15 protein-coding genes, 2 tRNA genes and 1 pseudogene are annotated in these 14,955 nt (G+C 63.1%); 8 read left to right on the top strand and 10 right to left on the bottom strand.

Annotation, left to right across the window (positions count from 1 at the left end; all coding sequences use genetic code 11):
• The first annotated feature begins 27 nt into the window (after positions 1 to 27).
• On the top strand, positions 28 to 285 hold the full coding sequence (locus NCS58_RS10500; RefSeq protein WP_061120513.1) for a hypothetical protein: 258 nt from the start codon (positions 28 to 30) through the stop codon (positions 283 to 285).
• Positions 286 to 435: 150 nt separating this feature from the next.
• Complete coding sequence (locus NCS58_RS10495; RefSeq protein WP_409241819.1) at positions 436 to 2,559, top strand: ATP-dependent helicase; 2,124 nt, start codon at positions 436 to 438, stop codon at positions 2,557 to 2,559.
• Between the two features lie 12 nt (positions 2,560 to 2,571).
• On the opposite strand, the gene NCS58_RS10490 is transcribed toward NCS58_RS10495, so the two are convergent.
• The 6 genes from NCS58_RS10490 to NCS58_RS10465 form a co-directional block, all read right to left on the bottom strand.
• The gene (locus NCS58_RS10490) at positions 2,572 to 3,336 is read right to left on the bottom strand and encodes a DUF4088 family protein (protein ID WP_061120515.1); all 765 of its coding nucleotides are present in this window, start codon (positions 3,334 to 3,336) and stop codon (positions 2,572 to 2,574) included.
• 177 nt (positions 3,337 to 3,513) lie between these two features.
• Entirely contained in the window at positions 3,514 to 3,837 is a 324-nt protein-coding gene (locus NCS58_RS10485; protein ID WP_250476903.1) for an AzlD domain-containing protein, read from the bottom strand.
• Positions 3,834 to 4,523: an AzlC family ABC transporter permease gene (locus NCS58_RS10480; protein WP_250476925.1), complete on the bottom strand. Its 690-nt coding sequence runs from the start codon at positions 4,521 to 4,523 to the stop codon at positions 3,834 to 3,836. The genes NCS58_RS10485 and NCS58_RS10480 overlap by 4 nt, the downstream gene beginning before the upstream one ends.
• A 171-nt stretch (positions 4,524 to 4,694) precedes the next feature.
• On the bottom strand, positions 4,695 to 5,516 hold the full coding sequence (locus NCS58_RS10475) for an AraC family transcriptional regulator (RefSeq protein ID WP_250538381.1): 822 nt from the start codon (positions 5,514 to 5,516) through the stop codon (positions 4,695 to 4,697).
• Positions 5,517 to 5,590: 74 nt separating this feature from the next.
• A complete protein-coding gene (locus NCS58_RS10470) occupies positions 5,591 to 6,067 on the bottom strand; it encodes a CreA family protein (protein WP_250476901.1) in 477 nt (158 codons plus the stop codon).
• Between the two features lie 299 nt (positions 6,068 to 6,366).
• Positions 6,367 to 7,110: a FadR/GntR family transcriptional regulator gene (locus tag NCS58_RS10465; protein WP_250476900.1), complete on the bottom strand. Its 744-nt coding sequence runs from the start codon at positions 7,108 to 7,110 to the stop codon at positions 6,367 to 6,369.
• A 124-nt stretch (positions 7,111 to 7,234) separates the two neighbouring features.
• On the opposite strand from NCS58_RS10465, the gene NCS58_RS10460 reads away from it, so the two are divergent.
• From NCS58_RS10460 to NCS58_RS10450, 3 genes are read left to right on the top strand one after another with little or no spacing between them, the layout of a single operon-like run.
• On the top strand, positions 7,235 to 7,978 hold the full coding sequence (locus NCS58_RS10460; RefSeq protein ID WP_250476899.1) for a (Fe-S)-binding protein: 744 nt from the start codon (positions 7,235 to 7,237) through the stop codon (positions 7,976 to 7,978).
• Complete coding sequence (locus NCS58_RS10455; protein WP_250476898.1) at positions 7,975 to 9,366, top strand: lactate utilization protein B; 1,392 nt, start codon at positions 7,975 to 7,977, stop codon at positions 9,364 to 9,366. Before NCS58_RS10460 ends, NCS58_RS10455 begins: the two co-directional genes overlap by 4 nt.
• A complete protein-coding gene (locus NCS58_RS10450) occupies positions 9,363 to 9,944 on the top strand; it encodes an LUD domain-containing protein (protein ID WP_061120522.1) in 582 nt (193 codons plus the stop codon). Before NCS58_RS10455 ends, NCS58_RS10450 begins: the two co-directional genes overlap by 4 nt.
• Before the next feature lie 4 nt (positions 9,945 to 9,948).
• Here the strand turns inward: NCS58_RS10450 and NCS58_RS10445 are convergent.
• The 4 genes and pseudogenes from NCS58_RS10445 to fdxA form a co-directional block, all read right to left on the bottom strand.
• Positions 9,949 to 10,447 (bottom strand): annotated as a pseudogene (locus NCS58_RS10445) (hypothetical protein).
• Between the two features lie 130 nt (positions 10,448 to 10,577).
• Positions 10,578 to 10,653: transfer RNA gene (locus NCS58_RS10440), tRNA-Asn, on the bottom strand.
• A 79-nt stretch (positions 10,654 to 10,732) separates the two neighbouring features.
• A tRNA-Asn gene (locus tag NCS58_RS10435) sits at positions 10,733 to 10,808 on the bottom strand.
• 116 nt (positions 10,809 to 10,924) lie between these two features.
• The gene (gene fdxA, locus NCS58_RS10430) at positions 10,925 to 11,248 is read right to left on the bottom strand and encodes a ferredoxin FdxA (protein ID WP_061120523.1); all 324 of its coding nucleotides are present in this window, start codon (positions 11,246 to 11,248) and stop codon (positions 10,925 to 10,927) included.
• Positions 11,249 to 11,536: 288 nt separating this feature from the next.
• Between fdxA and pncB the strand changes: the two genes are divergently transcribed.
• The 3 genes from pncB to NCS58_RS10415 all read left to right on the top strand — a co-directional run bounded on the left by pncB (position 11,537) and on the right by NCS58_RS10415 (position 14,952).
• Complete coding sequence (gene pncB / locus NCS58_RS10425) at positions 11,537 to 12,727, top strand: nicotinate phosphoribosyltransferase (protein WP_250476924.1); 1,191 nt, start codon at positions 11,537 to 11,539, stop codon at positions 12,725 to 12,727.
• A 136-nt stretch (positions 12,728 to 12,863) separates the two neighbouring features.
• Complete coding sequence (locus tag NCS58_RS10420; protein ID WP_250538380.1) at positions 12,864 to 13,535, top strand: lactate utilization protein C; 672 nt, start codon at positions 12,864 to 12,866, stop codon at positions 13,533 to 13,535.
• 4 nt (positions 13,536 to 13,539) lie between these two features.
• Positions 13,540 to 14,952 carry a sodium:proton antiporter gene (locus NCS58_RS10415; RefSeq protein WP_061120526.1) on the top strand — a complete coding sequence of 471 codons (1,413 nt, stop codon included), beginning with the start codon at positions 13,540 to 13,542 and terminating at the stop codon, positions 14,950 to 14,952.
• Positions 14,953 to 14,955: the final 3 nt, after the last annotated feature.

The following is a 14,955-nucleotide window of genomic DNA, read 5'->3' as shown; positions in this document are numbered from 1 at the left end:
CGCGGCATCTACAAAAGGGAGGACATCATGAATCGAAAAATCAATGCGCTACTGGCGGCGCTGATTGCCGGAACGTTCGCGAGCGTGAGTGCGGCATCGTTCGCGCAGACGACGTCCGACGCACCGACCGCCGCCGATCAAAAGGCCGCGAAGGAACAGACGAAGGCCGACAAGAAGGCGGCCGTCGCACAAGCCAAGGCCGACAAGAAGAAGACGGAGGCGCAGTCCGACGCCAACGAAGCCGCCGCCGACGCGAAGCTGAAGAACGCGAAGAAGGCGGAGTAGTACGCGCTTTCCGTACCAATGCGAGCCCGGTTCCCCGCGAACCGGGCTCGCTGCTTTTTGGGGCCAAAACTCCAGTCGAGCCAAAGGCTTGCGTGCGCGGGTTGTATGGATATACAGTGTGCGTCACTCATTTCCGCCCCCTTCTTCCACGTGCTCACGCTTCCCGACACCGCCGACGCCGCGTCCGATTCCACCGCGAAACAGGTCGCCGACTATCTCGCGAAGCTCAACGAGGCGCAGCGTGAAGCTGTCGAATTCGGCGTCGACGAACCGGGGCGCGCGGGCGGGCCGCTGCTCGTGATCGCCGGCGCGGGCTCGGGCAAGACCAACACGCTCGCGCATCGCGTCGCGCATCTGCTGGTGAAGGGCGCCGATCCGCATCGCATTCTGCTGCTCACATTTTCGCGCCGCGCGGCGCTCGAAATGACGCGGCGCGTCTCGCGCATCGCGATAAACGCGCTCGGCAAGAAAAGCGCCATCGCGCAGGGGCTGACGTGGTCGGGCACGTTTCACAGCGTCGGCGCGCGGCTGTTGCGCGATTACGCCGATCTCGTCGGACTCGCGCCGTCTTTTACGATCAACGATCGCGAAGACTCCGCCGATCTCATGAATCTGGTGCGGCACGAGCTTGGCTTGTCGTCGAAGGAGAAGCGCTTTCCCGCGAAATCGACCTGCTTCGCGATCTACTCGCGCGTCGTGAACACGGGCGCGTCGCTCAGCCACGTGCTCGATCAGTCGTATCCATGGTGCCGTGAGTGGGAAGCCGATCTGAAGCGTCTGTTCGCGGCCTACGTCAGCGCGAAACAGGCGCAAAGCGTGCTCGATTACGACGACCTCCTGCTGTACTGGTCGCATCTCGCGGCCGAGCCATCGGTGGCGGCGGATCTCGCGAGCCGTTTCGATCACGTGCTCGTCGACGAATATCAGGACACCAACCGCCTGCAGGCGTCCATCCTGCTCGCGATGAAGCCGGACGGGCGCGGCCTGACCGTCGTCGGCGACGACGCGCAATCCATCTATTCGTTTCGCGGCGCGACCGTGCGCAACATCCTCGATTTTCCGGGCCATTTCGATCCGCCCGCGGCGACCGTCGCGCTCGATCGCAACTATCGCTCGACGCTGCCGATTCTCGAGGCATCGAATGCGGTGATCGGGCTCGCGTCGGAGCGCTATACGAAGAACCTGTGGACCGACAAGGCCTCGGCGCAGAAGCCGCGCGTCGTCTCCGTCGCCGATGAAGCCGCCCAGGCGCGCTATGTCGTCGAGAAAGTGCTCGAGGCGCGCGAGGCGGGCATGAAGCTCAAGGCGCAAGCCGTGCTGTTCCGCGCCGCGCATCACAGTGCGACGCTCGAAATCGAACTCACGCGGCGGAACATTCCCTTCGTGAAGTTCGGCGGACTCAAGTTTCTCGATTCGGTCCACGTGAAGGATGTGCTGGCGGTGCTGCGCTGGGCGGAGAATCCGCGCGACCGCGTCGCGGGCTTTCGGGTCGCGCAGTTGCTGCCGGGCATCGGTCCGGCGATCGCGGGGCGCTTGCTCGACAGCGTTGCGCAAGACGAGGCGCCGGGTGCGATTGCCAGGTTTCAGGCGCCCGCACGCGCCAGCGAAGACTGGCCGCGCTTCGTCGGGCTGATGGCAAAGCTCTGCGGCCGCGAATCCGGCTGGCCGGCGGAGTTCGAAATGATCCGCCGCTGGTATGAGCCGCATCTGGAGCGCAATCACGAGGACGCGGCGATCCGCATCGGCGACGTGCTGCAGATGGAAAGCATCGCGTCGACGTATCCCACGCGCGAGCGCTTTCTCACCGAGCTCACGCTCGATCCGCCCGACGCGACGAGCGACGAATCCGGCGTGCCGATGCTCGACGAAGACTATCTGATTCTCTCGACCATCCACTCGGCGAAGGGCCAGGAATGGCGCAACGTGTTCGTGCTGAACGGCGTGGACGGCTGCATTCCATCCGATCTGGGCACGGGCAGCGAAGAGGAAATCGACGAGGAGCGGCGCCTGCTCTACGTGGCGATGACACGTGCGAAGGAAGATTTGCACATCATCACGCCGCAGCGGTTCTACGTGCACAACCAGACGCATCTGGGCGACAGGCACGTCTGGGCGCAGCGCACGCGCTTCATCCCGCCGCATCTGATGCAGAACTTCGAAGCGGCCGCGTGGCCGCCGGTGATCGCACCCGCCGCGCCGACGGCGGCGGGGCTGGCGGCCGCCGCGAAGGCGAAAATCGATATCGCGGCGCGCCTGAAGGGAATGTGGGAGTAGGGCGAAGCGCGTTCAGCGCGGCGCGCGCGAGGTTCGCGGCGCGCGTGGCGATGGCGCGAAGATGCTGCGCAGCCAAGCGGCGAAGCGCGTGAAGCCGTCGTAAGGCTCTTCGATGAACAGCTCGGGCCGCAGCGAGCGCAGGTACTCCAGCACCTGCTGCGCTTCCTGCTTCTGAATCGACCCATAGAAAATGCCGAGCCGCAGCAGGCAGCGCAGTTCGCCGAGCTTCTCGCGCGCGGTCGAGCCGATGCTCGTCTCCACGGCAATTTTCGTTTCGTACACGCGCTGGCGCAGCGAATCGGCAAGACGGAAGGCGGGCGTCTGCATCTTTTCCTCGACTTCGCGAATGTCCGCCGCCGCCGATTTGATCTGTGCCGCGAGCATGTCCACCTGCGACACGTCGCCCTTCGCCTCGGTGACGATCGCCGTCGCCCATTCACGCGACGCCTTGATGAGATCCTCGGCGGTCCAGTCGGCGCGGATCGCGAACGCGAAGCCGTGCTCGGCCGCCTGACGGATCAGGATTTCGACGACATCGGGAAACTCCTTGTCGAGCGCGCGCTTGGCCCACGCGTACTGGCCGTGCGTGAGCATGCGCTGCACCGCCTGTTCGGTGAGCGGGGTGTCGTTGTCGAGCAGCTTTGCGCGCAGGAAGTCCTCGAACGTCGGCGTGACGAATTGCGGATCCAGCTTCAGCGACAGACGCGTGAACGCTTCGAAATCGCGATGCAGCGAAGCGATCGTCTCGTCGCGAAACGAAAGGGTGATTTGACGCATGTTGGTTCCCGGTTCCGCTTCCGATTGATTCGGAGGCGGGCAGTGCCTTCGGCTCCGCCTCTCGGGGCGGAGTCCATTCGTTTCTGATATCGGCGCGCTTTCCCGGAACTTGAGGATTTTTCGAGGCTTTTTGAAAGCCGTTTAGCGGCTGATTGACGGTTGAGCGGCGGAAAACGTTTAGCGCAGCACGGCGAACTGCCAGACGAAGAACACCGCCAGCGACACGGCAATCGTTAAAAGCGGCCGTTTGGTGAGCGCGCAGACGATGACCGCCACGATCGCCGCCACGAGCTGCGGATTACGCCAAGTGATCTCGGCCTCGTTGCCGTGCGGCGAGACGGTCATCGGCACGATGATCGCCGTGAGCACCGTCACCGGCACGAACGAAAGCGCGGTGCGCACGATCGGCGGAAACGGCAGGCGCTCGCCCAGCACAAACACGGCGCCGCGGATCGCATACGTAACCAGCGCCATGCCGAGGATCAACGTGATGTAGTTCATTGCGTGCGCTCCTTGGCGTTCTTCAGGCGATGCTTCGCGTGCGGCCGGTTTTCCATCAGCGTGAGCACCATGCCGACCGCGACGCCCACGAACACCGCCGCGAGCAGCCCGAGCTTGTATGGCCAGCCCTGCCACGCGAACGACAACACGCCCGATGCGAGCGCCGCCGCGACGAAACGCACGGCGACCAGTTGCGGCACGATGATCGCGATGAACGTCGCGACCATCGCGAAGTCGAGGCCGAGCGATTTCAGACCGGGAAACGCCGCGCCGAACACCAGGCCGACGAGTGTCCACAACTGCCAGTTCAGATACATCGAGACGCCGGAGCCGAAGAAGTAATGCGGGCCGGTTTCGCCCGGCGCGCGCTTCTGATAGTGCGCGTAGGCGACGGCGAAGACTTCGTCGGTCAGGAAGCCCGCGAGCGCCCAGCGCCAGCGCCGCGGAAGATGCGCGACATACGGCGCGAGTGTCGCCGAATAGAGGACGTGACGCAGATTGACGACGAGCGTCGTCGCCCAGACGACGGCGAAGCTCGCGTGAGACGCGATCAGGCCGACCGCGATGAACTGCGCGGACCCCGCGAACACCGCGAGCGACATCAACTGGCCATGCCAGAGCGTGAGCGGACTTGCGGTGACGAGCGTGCCGAAGATCACGCCGAAGGGCGCGGCGCCGATCATCATCGGAATGGTGTCGCGCGCGCCGGCCGCGAATTCGCGCAGCGCATGGCCGGACGTTTGTGTGGAACGTTGAGCGGGTGTTGCTTTCAAGATTTCCTCCTATGGAAGCGAGGATACGCAAGACGCCGCTCGACATGCTTGTACGTTCTTGCGCTTTCCTGGCTGGCCGGAAGCTCAGCGCCAGCGGCCGGGCGGCACGCCGAAGGTGCGCTTGAAATGGCGCGTGAAATGACTCTGGTCGGTGAAGCCGCTCGCCGCTGCGACGTCGGTCACGGAGGCGCCCGCGCGCAACGCCGGCAACGCCCGCACGATACGCAACTGGTTGCGCCATGCGTGCGGCGCAAGACCGGTTTCGCGCGTGAAGAGACGCGCCGCGTGAAAGGTCGAGAGGCCGACCGTCTGCGCGAGTTCGGCGAGCGTGACCGGTTCGAGCAGATCGTCGGCGAGGCGGGATTTCATCGTCGTGACGCGATGCGCGTCGGCGGCGGGCGGCGCGATGGCCGGGCGCTCGCGGGCGTGGCGGCCGAGCAGCGTCGTCACGGCATCGACGAGCGCGAGTTCCGCGGCGAGCGGATCCGCGCCGGTTTCCAGCAGGCGATGCGCGACGACCAGGCGCCGCGCGAGATCGGGATCGCGGATGATGTCGTCGGAGAACCAGGGCGCCGATTCATGCCGCCCGGACATAGCCCGCGCGAGGCCTTCGACGAACGGCACCGGCAGATAGAACACCCGATAGCGCCAGCCGGCATCGACGGCCCGCGCGCCGGTATGCACTTCGCCGGGATTGATCACCGGCACCGAGCCGGCTTCGGCGACGTGATGCGTGCCGCGATAGTCGTAGCATTCCGCGCCGGCTTCGATGACGGGCACCGTGTAGGCGTCGTGCCAGTGCGGCGAGAATTCGTGATCGTAGTATTCGGCGGTCACCATGTCCGCGTCCGGCACGAGCGGAGATCGCCAGTAGCGTGCGGCATTGCGGAAATGGTCGGCGTTCATCGTTCGGGATTGCTGGGGCAGGCGGAATCGCTCAGTTTACAACCTTGCTTTCCGCCCGGCCGGACAGTTGCGCATCACTTCACCGGTATGGTCGTGCCCTCGGGCACCGGTACGGCCGTCACGCTGTTCTTCGGGCTGCCGGTCGCGATGCGGTCGCTATATGTCAGATAGACGAGCGTGTTGCGCTTCGCGTCGACGATGCGCACCACGTGCAGCGTCTTGAAGATGAAGGACATGCCGGCCGAGAAGACATCGGTTTTCTGCTTGAGCGGCTGGGCGAACCTGATCGGCCCGACCTGGCGGCAGGCGATCGATGCTTCGGTCGGATCTTCCGCGATGCCGAGCGTGCCCTTAACGCCGCCCGTGCGGGCGCGGGACACATAACAGGTCACGCCCTGAACGAGCGGATCGTCATAAGCCTCGACGCTCACGCGGTCCGAGCCGGTGAAACGGAAATTGGTGTTGACGCTCGCGATTTCCTCCGCGTGCGCGAGGCCCGCGCCGCAGAGAGTGGCGAGCGATGCGGCGAGCGCAACGACGGAGCGTTTCATCGTCATCCTTCGGAAAAGAGAAAGGGCGTCGTATTGTATCGACGCCCTTGGCTCTTCAATGCATCTCGCGCTTGCATGCGGTCAATGAAAGATCAGATACAGGATCACCAGCACCACGACCGGTACGCCGAGCAACCATCCGAGTAGGTAAGGCATGTCGTTCTCCTTCGCATGTCGTTAATGACGATTCCAGTATCGCGAGGAAGGCCGGCGCACGTTAGCGGTGCATGTCCTATATACGTGTAGGTGCTGTCCTATCAGGACTTTCTCGATGCTTACAGATTCGTAAGGCGATTCGCTCAGGCGACGTGATTGCGTTTCGCCGCGAAGCCCGCGTAAAGCGTGCGCACGTAATCGAGATGCGCGCCCGCGCACTCGCGCGCCCGCGCCGGATCGCGTGCGACGATCGCATCGAAAATCGCGCGATGCTGCGTCATCAGGTTCGCTTCGACTTCGTCGTCGTAATCGACGAGGCGGTGCGAGGTCAGCATCGATTCGCGGACCAGTTCGTTGAGACCGTGCATCACGTGCGTCAGCGCCACGTTGTGCGTTGCATCGGCGATTGCGAGATGGAAGGCGGCGTCCTTTTCCGCGATGCGCGTGCTTTTGTCGGCGACGGCGGTCTGAAGCGCGTCGAACGCGGCAGCGATGCGCGCGATATCAGCGTCGGTGGCGCGCTCGGCGGCATAAGCGGTGGACAGCGTTTCGAGGCCGTGGCGCAGTTCCAGCACGTCGGCGCTCGCGTTCGGTTGCTGCTCGAGCAGCGCCGCGAGCGGATGCGACACGAGGGGCGCCGTCACGTCAGACACGACGAAGCCGCCGCGTCCCGCCGCGCGAATGAAGCCGTCCGATTCCAGCCGGATCAGCGCCTCGCGCAGCGACGGTCGTGAGACGTTCAACTGCTCCGCCAGATCGCGCTCCGCGGGCAGGCGCTGGCCGGGCAGGAGCGTACCGTTCGAGATCAGTTCGCGAATCTGGCCGGACACGACATCGGAGAGGCGCACACGGGCGTACGAATGCGTATGGACGGGCTGAAAACTCATCGTTGGATGTTTATGCCGGATGAAAGCTGGAGGAAGTCCGAGTTTGACACGAAAGAGGCATCTCATTAAAGTCTTGGTCAGACCAAGCTTACCAAAACGATTGTCCAACCCACGATCGGACCTCATGAAAGTTGCCCTGTTCGTCCCCTGTTTCATCGACGCGTTCTACCCGCAAGTCGGCATCGCCACGCTGGAACTGCTCGAGCGGCTCGGCGTGGACGTCGACTATCCGCCGGATCAGACGTGCTGCGGTCAGCCGATGGCCAATAGCGGCGCACACAAGGACGCCGCGGGCGCCGAGCGCGTCTTCGCGCGCAATTTCGCCGACTACGACTATGTGGTCGGGCCGTCGGCGAGCTGCGTGCATCATGTCCGCGAACATTTCACCGCGATCGAGCAGACGAGCGCGGTCGAAAAGGTTCGTCGCAACACGTACGAGCTCGTCGAATTCCTGCATGACGTGCTGAAGGTGCGCGAGTTTCCGTGGGCCGAGTTTCCGCACAAGGTCGGGCTGCACAACAGTTGCAGCGCGGTGCGGCATCTGCTTGAGACATCGAACTCGGAAGTCGCGGGCACGCCGTTTTCGAAGCCGCGCGCGCTGCTCGAAGGCGTGAAAGGCATCGAGTTCGTCACGCTCGCGCGTCCCGATGAATGCTGCGGGTTCGGCGGCACGTTCTCGGTCACCGAAGAGGCCGTGTCCGTGCGCATGGGTCAGGACAAGGTGCGCGATCACATCGGGGCGGGCGCGGAGTACATCGTTTCGGGCGACATGTCGTGTCTCATGCATCAGCAAGGCTGCGCGGAGCGCATGAAAGCCGATGCCAAATTCATTCATATCGCGCAGGTTCTGAACGGAGTCCGCGCATGAGCAAAACCGTTCGCATCGATCACGCGAAGGCGGCGGGCGCGTTCCTGCAAAAGCCGGATCACGTCGCGTTCCACGACAAGCGTCTGTGGGATTTGCGCAGCAAGCGCGACGCGCAGGCGCACGGCATCCCCGAATGGGAGACGATGCGCGATCTCGCGTCGCAGATCAAAGAGCACACGCTTTCCAATCTCGCCGATTACATCGCGCAGTTCGTCGATCAGGCCGGGAAGAACGGCGTCGTCGTGCATTTCGCGGCCGATGCGCAGGAGCACAACGAACTCGTCCACAAGCTGATGAGCGAGCGCGGCATGACCTCGCTCGTCAAGAGCAAGTCGATGCTCACCGACGAGTGCTACATGCGCGACTATCTCGAGCCGCGCGGCATCACGGTAATGGAAACCGATCTCGGCGAGCGTATCCAGCAGCTCGATCATCAGGACCCGAGCCATATGGTCGTGCCGGCGGTGCACAAGCTGCGCGCGGATGTGGCCGAGCTATTCGGCAAGACCATCGGCACCGATCCGAAGAACAGCGACATTCACTATCTCGCCGAAAGCCAGCGCATGAACACGCGGCCGTACTTCGTGCGCGAGAAGACGGCGGGCATGACCGGCTGCAACTTCGCGGTGGCGGAAACGGGCACCGTCGTCGTGTGCACGAACGAAGGCAACGCGGATTTGTCGGCGAACGTGCCGCCGCTGCATATCGCGTCGATCGGCATCGAGAAGATCATTCCGACGATCGCCGATCTCGGCGTGTTCGTGCGCATGCTGTCGCGCAGCGCGCTGGGTTCGCCGATCACCCAATACACGTCGCACTTTCGAGAGCCTCGTCCGGGCACGGAGATGCACTTCATCCTCGTCGACAACGGCCGCTCCGAGCGGCTCGCGATGAACGATTTCTGGTATTCGCTCAAATGCATCCGCTGCGGCGCGTGCATGAATACGTGTCCGGTGTATCGGCGCAGCGGCGGGCTTTCTTATGGCGGAACGTACTCCGGGCCGATCGGCGCGATCATCAATCCGACTCACGATCTGAAGCGCTATAGCGCGCTCCCGTTCGCCTCGACGATGAACGGCAGTTGCACCAACGTCTGCCCGGTGAAGGTGAATATTCATGAGCAGATCTACAAGTGGCGCGAGGTGATCGCGGAGAAACACGAAGTGCCATTCGTCAAGCAGGAAGTCCTGAAGATGGCGGGGCGCCTGCTCGCGAGTCCGACGCTCTATCGCGCGACGGTCGCATCGCTCGGCGGCGCGCTGAAGCGCCTGCCCAACTTCGTGCTCTACAACCCGCTCAACATCTGGGGACGTCAGCGCGATCTGCCCGAAGCGCCCGCCGAGACTTTTCATGAGTGGTACAAGAAGAACCGGAAGCTCGAAAAATGACGACTCGCGAAGCTTTTTTGTCGAAGATCCGCGCGGCGCAGCCTGCATCACGTCCGCGTCCCGATGTGCCGATTTTTCCGGCACCCGAAGGCGATCTCAAGGCGCGTTTCACGGCGGCGCTGACCGCGATGGGCGGCACGTGCGTCGACGCCGCCGAGTTGGGCGATGTGACTGCGCTGATCGCGTCTCGCTTTCCGAATGCGAAGGTGATCGCGTCGGCGGTGCCGGGCATCGACGGCACGCGACCGCTGTCGCCCGATACGCTGCCCGCGTCGCTCCAGGATGTCGATGTGGGCGTCGTGAGAGGGCGCTTCGGCGTCGCCGAAACAGGCTCGGTGTGGTTCAGCGAGCAAGAGTATGTCGTGAACTCGATCGGCTATCTTTCGCAGCATCTCGTCGTGCTGCTCGATCCCGCGCTGCTCGTCGAAGGCTTGCAGCAGGTGTATCGACGGCCCGATTTCAAATCGGCGCGCTATGCGGTGCTCGTCACGGGACCGTCGGCGACGGCGGATATCGAAGGCGTGCTGATTCGCGGCGCACAAGGCGTGCGCTCGCTGACCGTCGTGTGGCTTGCATGAAGCGTCAGCGCTTCCAGAAGTTCGCGACGGCGATCCCGCCGAAGGCCAGCCATTTCACGAGGTAATAGACGGTCCGGTTCCACGCTTTCAATCGCTTGGCCGACGAGCCGGATCGAATACAAATACTTGAACGCGCGGTTCAATCCGCCGGTGTGGTCGCTGACCTCGTTTCAAATAGAAGCGCCGCCAGCCGCGCCGGAAAAATGAATTGAAGCCAATATCGTTGTATTTGGCGGCCGCCTGGATCTTGCTCGCGTCGAGCAGTGCGATGGCCTCGGCGCGTATCGCTTTCCAATGCGCCCTGATCGGGCGAGTTCGGGAAAGAACGTGGATTGCAGGTAGTGCGACGACGGCACGCGCGAGATCAGATAGATGAAGCCGTTTAGCGCCGACATGAACGTCGAATGATCTGAAAGCTGTCGGAAGAACCCGTGCCGGACCTTGCAGCGCCCGTGTATGTAAGCCGCACAAGCAATAAAGATCGCCAACACCAGCCAGCGCATTTATTGCTCCTTCGCGCACAAACGGCTACACAAATCCTGCCTGGACGGGAGGCTGGCGTTGGGCGCGCGAAAGGCGGGGCCAAAAAGCAAAAAGCCCAGTTGCGTGACTGGGCTTTTTGGCTGAAGCGCTTGGCTCCCCGACCTGGGCTCGAACCAGGGACCTACGGATTAACAGTCCGGCGCTCTACCGACTGAGCTATCGGGGAACAACTTAAACATCTGCAACTGAGATAAAAAACCCAGCCGATTGACTGGGTTTTTTTGAAACCGACTTGCTGGAGTATTTGGCTCCCCGACCTGGGCTCGAACCAGGGACCTACGGATTAACAGTCCGGCGCTCTACCGACTGAGCTATCGGGGAACATCTACAGCAGAGAAGCGAAAGTATAGGGGGCCAAGATTATCGTGTCAACGCCCAATCTTCACTCAATAACCAATTTTTTCAATTGGATCGAAACATTCGCTCTGGCGCGCGAATCAACGCTCGAGCAGATTCAGCTTGTCCTTGACGTCCTTGAACTCGTCCGCCTCGGGAAGCGATCCCTTCGTCTTGGTAATGCTCGGCCAGTTACGCGCCAGTTCAGCGTTCAGTTCTGTGAAGTGCTGCTGGTCCCCGGGCACGTCTTCTTCGGCGTAGATCGCGTTCACCGGGCACTCGGCCACGCACACGGCGCAGTCGATGCACTCGTCCGGATCGATCGCGAGAAAGTTGGGACCTTCGCGGAAGCAATCCACCGGGCACACGTCCACGCAATCGGTGTACTTGCACTTGATGCAGCTTTCGGTCACAACGTGAGTCATTCGGGCTCCTGCATGCGGAATTCGTGGGGGCCGCGCTTTGGGCGGCTACATGGGCCGGGCGGTGCGCGTGCCGAAACGCATATTGTAGCGTAACGGTAAAAACGGGCGCGAGCCGTACGCAGCGCCCTTTATATCGATTCGTGATGTATGTATGCGCCGCTTCGTAAAAGGACCGAGCACTGGCATGCCGTTGCGCGCATTCGGGTAACATGGCCCCAAAGGCACAAGGCCTGGCGTCGGCAGAAGGCCGTGCGCATGGCCAACCCGCGTGGATGTTCCATCAGAACCATGATCATCAATTCGCTGCTCGATACCGACCTCTACAAGTTCACGATGATGCAGGTCGTCCTGCATCACTTTCCCGCCGCGCATGTCGAATATCGCTTTCGCTGCCGCACGCCGAATGTGGATCTCGTGCCGTACATCGACGAGATTCGCGATGAAGTGCGCCAGCTCTGCAATCTGCGCTTCAAGGAAGAGGAACTGGATTATCTGCGGCGCATGCGCTTCATCAAAAGCGACTTCATCGATTTCCTCGCGCTCTTTCATCTGAACGAGAAGTCCATTCGCATCGCGCCGTCGCCGAAGAACAATGGCGAGATCGACATCGAGATCGAAGGGCCCTGGCTGCACACGATTCTCTTCGAAATTCCGGTGCTCGCGATCGTCAACGAGGTCTACTTCCGCAACACGCAGCGTAAGCCCGAGTACGAAACCGGCCGCGAGCGTCTGCGCGACAAAATCAAGCTGCTCGCCACGCCGCCTGAATATTCCGATTGCAAGATCGCCGATTACGGCACGCGCCGCCGCTTCTCGGGACAGTGGCACGAGGAAGTCGTGCTGACGTTGAAGGACAAGCTCGGCGCGCAGTTCGCCGGCACGAGCAACTGCTTCTATGCGATGAAGCACGGCCTGCGTCCCTTGGGCACGATGGCGCACGAATACTTGCAGGCGTGTCAGGCGCTGGGTCCGCGTCTGCGCGACTCGCAGATTTTCGGCTTCGAGATGTGGGCGAAGGAATATCGCGGCGATCTCGGCATCGCGCTGTCGGATGTCTACGGCATGAAGGCGTTCCTGCGTGACTTCGACATGTACTTCTGCAAGCTGTTCGACGGCGCGCGTCACGATTCGGGCGATCCCTTCGACTGGGGCGAGCGTCTTCTCAGGCATTACGAGGAGAACCGCTGCGACCCGCGCACCAAGGTGCTCGTGTTCTCCGACGCGCTCGACATCCCCAAGGTGCTGCAACTCTACGAGCGGTTCCGCGGGCGCTGCCAGCTCGCCTTCGGCGTCGGTACGAATCTCACCAACGATCTCGGCTATCAGCCGCTGCAGATCGTCATCAAGATGGTCCGCTGCAACGGCCAGCCGGTCGCCAAGCTGTCGGATTCGCCCGGCAAGAACATGTGCGACGACAAGGCGTATCTCGCCTATCTGCGTCAGGTGTTCGGCATTGCGCAGCCGGTGGGCGAAGACTGACGGCGCCGCATTCGTGCATTCGGCCTATGCCGTTCGGCCGAGGTTCGTGCGCGAATGTCGCTCGCTATAATTCGAACGCGTCGTCGATCAGTCCGGCGCGCACGAATCTCAAGCACGCCAGACAGAGGACGGCACCATGGATACATCGGCCGCGCGCCGCAATATTCTCATGCGCATTCGCAGCGCGCAGCGCCGTCGCGGCACGCCTACGGAAGCCGAGCGCGAGGCGGCGCAGGAGTATGTCGAGCGGCATCCTGCGAGTCCGCGTCCTCCGCTGCCTCAGAACCGTGACGAGCTGATCGCGCGCTTCAGGCTCGAAGCCGAGCGTCTTTCCACGACGGTCGCCAACGTCGAATCGCTCGCGGATGCGCCCGCCGAGGCCGCGCGCTATCTGCAATCGCTGAATCTTCCCGTCGATGTCGTCGCGTGGCCCGCGCTAGGCGCTCTGCCTTGGGCGCAAGCGGGCATTCAAGCGGCGCTGCGCAAGCCAGCCGACGCCGATCTCGTCGGCATCACCGGCTGTTTTTGCGCAACGGCCGAAACCGGTTCGCTCGTGCTGCTTTCGGGCGCCGATACCCCCGCATCGGGCGCGCTTCTGCCTCAGACGCATATCGCGATCGTGCCGGCGTCGCGCATCGTGGCGGCGCACGAAGACGCGTTCGCGTTGATGCGCGCCGAAAGGGGCGAGTTGCCGCGGGCAGTGAACTTCGTGTCGGGGCCGTCGCGCACGGGGGATATCGAACAGACCATCGTGCTCGGTGCGCATGGGCCGTATCGCGTGCATGTGATCATCGTGCGCGGAGCCTGATCCGATGCGGCATTTTCTTTCCGGCGCGGTCTGCGCCGGGCTGGCGTTGACCGCGGCGCCAGCCTTCGCGGCAGCGCCCGATGGCGCAACGCTTCCTGCAACGTGGGGCATCCCGTTCATCGGCATCCTGCTTTCCATCGCGGTGTTTCCGCTTGTCGCACCGAAACTCTGGCATCACCACTTCGGCAAGATCGCGGCCGCGTGGACCGTCGCGTTTCTCGCGCCGTTCGCGCTCGCCTTCGGTCCCGGCACGGCGGGGAGCGTACTGGTTCACGCCCTGCTCGAAGAATACGTGCCGTTCATCGTCCTGCTGGCGTCGCTTTATACGGTGGCGGGCGGCATCTGCGTGCGCGGCAATCTGCACGGCTCGGCGCGTCTCAATACCGGGCTGCTCGCGCTCGGCGCCGCGCTTGCGAGCATCATGGGCACGACCGGCGCGGCCATGCTGCTGATCCGCCCGCTCTTGCGCGCGAACGACAATCGCAAGCACGTCGTGCATGTCGTCGTGTTCTTCATTTTTCTCGTCGCGAATGCGGGCGGCTCGCTCACGCCGCTCGGCGATCCGCCGCTCTTCCTCGGCTTTCTGAACGGCGTCGGCTTCTTCTGGACGACAGTGCATCTCGCGCTGCCGATGCTCTTCGTCTGCGGCGTGCTGCTCGTCGTGTTCCATGTGCTCGACAGCTACTACTGGCGCCGGCACGACGCGCGGCCTGCGTTTCTGGATCCGACGCCCGATACCCCGCCGCTCGGCATCGACGGCAAAGTCAACTTCGCGCTGCTCGCGGTGATCGTTGCGCTCGTGTTGATGAGCGGCTTATGGAAACCCGGCATCGCGTTCGACGTGTTCGGCACCGAAGTGAAATTGCAAAATCTCGTGCGCGACGTGCTGCTCATGGCCGTACTGCTGGCCTCGCTCGCGCTCACGCCCAAGCGCGCGCGCGCGGGCAACGCATTCGACTGGGCGCCCATCGAGGAGGTCGCGAAGCTGTTCGCGGCCATCTTCATCACGATCGCGCCCGTCATCACGATCCTGCGCGCGGGCGAGGCGGGCGCATTCGCGGGCATCGTGCACGCGGTGTCGGATGCGCACGGCAAGCCGATCGACATCGCCTATTTCTGGGCGACGGGGCTGCTGTCCTCGTTTCTCGACAACGCGCCGACCTACCTCGTGTTCTTCAATCTCGCGGGTGGTGACGCACGCACGCTCATGACCACCGACGCCACCACGCTCGCCGCCATCTCCGCGGGCGCTGTCTTCATGGGTGCGAACACGTATATCGGCAACGCGCCGAATTTCATGGTGAAGGCGATCGCCGAATCGCGCGGCGTGCGCATGCCGAGTTTCTTCGGCTATATCGCATGGTCGGGCGCGGTCCTCCTGCCGATTTTTGCCGTTCTGGGTTGGCTATTTTTCTAGGAG

Origin of the sequence: Caballeronia sp. INML3B, assembly GCF_023631305.1 — a bacterium.
Classification (GTDB): domain Bacteria; phylum Pseudomonadota; class Gammaproteobacteria; order Burkholderiales; family Burkholderiaceae; genus Caballeronia; species Caballeronia turbans.
This window is presented reverse-complemented; position numbering and strand designations above follow the sequence as displayed.

Bases quoted from the DNA above. Each gene is read 5' to 3' on its own strand.
- NCS58_RS10415 (WP_061120526.1), top strand. From the start codon at position 13,540: ATGCGGCATTTTCTTTCCGGCGCGGTCTGCGCCGGGCTGGCGTTGACC.
- NCS58_RS10480 (WP_250476925.1), bottom strand. From the start codon at position 4,523: ATGATGATCGGCGCCGCGCCCTTCGGCGTGATCTTCGGCACGCTCGTC.
- NCS58_RS10420 (WP_250538380.1), top strand. From the start codon at position 12,864: ATGGATACATCGGCCGCGCGCCGCAATATTCTCATGCGCATTCGCAGC.
- NCS58_RS10490 (WP_061120515.1), bottom strand. From the start codon at position 3,336: ATGCGTCAAATCACCCTTTCGTTTCGCGACGAGACGATCGCTTCGCTG.
- NCS58_RS10465 (WP_250476900.1), bottom strand. From the start codon at position 7,110: ATGAGTTTTCAGCCCGTCCATACGCATTCGTACGCCCGTGTGCGCCTC.
- NCS58_RS10470 (WP_250476901.1), bottom strand. From the start codon at position 6,067: ATGAAACGCTCCGTCGTTGCGCTCGCCGCATCGCTCGCCACTCTCTGC.
- fdxA (WP_061120523.1), bottom strand. From the start codon at position 11,248: ATGACTCACGTTGTGACCGAAAGCTGCATCAAGTGCAAGTACACCGAT.
- NCS58_RS10475 (WP_250538381.1), bottom strand. From the start codon at position 5,516: ATGAACGCCGACCATTTCCGCAATGCCGCACGCTACTGGCGATCTCCG.
- NCS58_RS10460 (WP_250476899.1), top strand. From the start codon at position 7,235: ATGAAAGTTGCCCTGTTCGTCCCCTGTTTCATCGACGCGTTCTACCCG.
- NCS58_RS10450 (WP_061120522.1), top strand. From the start codon at position 9,363: ATGACGACTCGCGAAGCTTTTTTGTCGAAGATCCGCGCGGCGCAGCCT.
- NCS58_RS10485 (WP_250476903.1), bottom strand. From the start codon at position 3,837: ATGAACTACATCACGTTGATCCTCGGCATGGCGCTGGTTACGTATGCG.
- NCS58_RS10500 (WP_061120513.1), top strand. From the start codon at position 28: ATGAATCGAAAAATCAATGCGCTACTGGCGGCGCTGATTGCCGGAACG.
- NCS58_RS10455 (WP_250476898.1), top strand. From the start codon at position 7,975: ATGAGCAAAACCGTTCGCATCGATCACGCGAAGGCGGCGGGCGCGTTC.
- pncB (WP_250476924.1), top strand. From the start codon at position 11,537: ATGATCATCAATTCGCTGCTCGATACCGACCTCTACAAGTTCACGATG.